Below are 1376 nucleotides of genomic sequence, written 5' to 3'. Positions count from 1 at the left end.
GCGCCGCCGGCCGATTTCAACGGCACCGTCAGCTTCGACTTCGTCGCCAATGACGGCACCACCGACAGCAATACCGGCACCGTCACCATCGAGGTCAATGCCGCCAACGATGCGCCGGTGGCCTCGAACGACGCGCAGTCGGTGGACGAGGACGGAACGCTGAACGGCTCCGTCGCCGGTCTGGCGCAGGATGCGGACGGCGAGGACCTGAGCTTCGCGCTGGTCGGCGCGCCCATCGCGGGCCTGACCTTCAACGGCGACGGCAGCTACAGCTACGCGCCGCCGGCCGATTTCAACGGCACCGTCAGCTTCGACTTCGTCGCCAATGACGGCACCACCGACAGCAATACCGGCACCGTCACCATCGAGGTCAATGCCGTCAACGACGCGCCGGTGGCCTCGAACACCACGCTGCATATCCCGGAGGATGGCAGCACCTCCGGCAACCTCGCCGACCTCGTCAGCGATCCGGATGGCGGGACGCTGAGCTTCATCCAGATCGGCTCCAATCCCAACGTCACGCTGAATTCGGACGGCACCTGGTCCTACACGGCCATTCCGAACTACACCGGCCCGGACAGCTTCCAGTACCAGGCCTTCGACGGCACCGCGTCGAGCAACATCGCGACCGTCACCATCGACATCGACTTCGAGAACGATGCGCCGACCGATATCGCGCTGAGCAATGCGAGCATCGCCGAGAACAGCCCCGCGGGCGCGCTGGTCGGCCTGCTCTCGGCAACGGACGTGGACAGCGCGGCCTTCACCTATGCCATCGTCAGCGGGCCCTCGCCCTTCGCCATCGTGGGCAACCAGCTGCAGGTGAACGGCGCGCTCGACTACGAGACGCAGGACACATACACGCTGACCATCCGGGTGGATGACGGCGCCGGCGGCACCTATGACGAGGACTTCGTCATCGCCGTCACCGACCAGGACGAGACGCCCGACAACAGCGCCCCCGAGGCGGGCGATGACAGCGTGGCGGCGGCGGAGGACGGCACGACGGTGCTGGCCGGGCTGCTGTCGAACGATACCGACGCGGACAGCGACAGCCTGGCCATCGCGGCGGTGACGCAGCCGGCGAAGGGCAGCGTGAGCCTGGTCGGCGGCCAGGTGGTGTTCGACGCCGCGGGCGATTTCGAAGGGCTGGACGACGGCGAGAGCGAAGACGTCACCTTCGGCTACACCGTCTCGGACGGAAAGGGCGGCACGGACACCGCGACGGTCACCGTGACGGTCAACGGCGCCAACGATGCGCCGGTGGCCTCGAACGACGCGCAGTCGGTGGACGAGGACGGAACGCTGAACGGCTCCGTCGCCGGTCTGGCGCAGGATGCGGACGGCGAGGACCTGAGCTTCGCGCTGGTCGGCGC

General features: G+C 67.8%; 1 protein-coding gene. It reads left to right on the top strand.

Features of this window, described 5'->3' with window-relative positions; genetic code table 11:
• Positions 1–1376: Ig-like domain-containing protein (locus E4T13_RS29520; protein ID WP_137181977.1), on the top strand; the 1376-nt coding region annotated here is incomplete at both ends.

This window comes from Roseomonas sp. AR75, assembly GCF_005222815.1.
In the GTDB taxonomy this organism is placed as follows: Bacteria; Pseudomonadota; Alphaproteobacteria; order Acetobacterales; family Acetobacteraceae; genus Falsiroseomonas.
The sequence above is the reverse complement of the archived record's forward strand: the minus strand, read 5'-3'. Positions and strand labels throughout refer to the sequence as shown.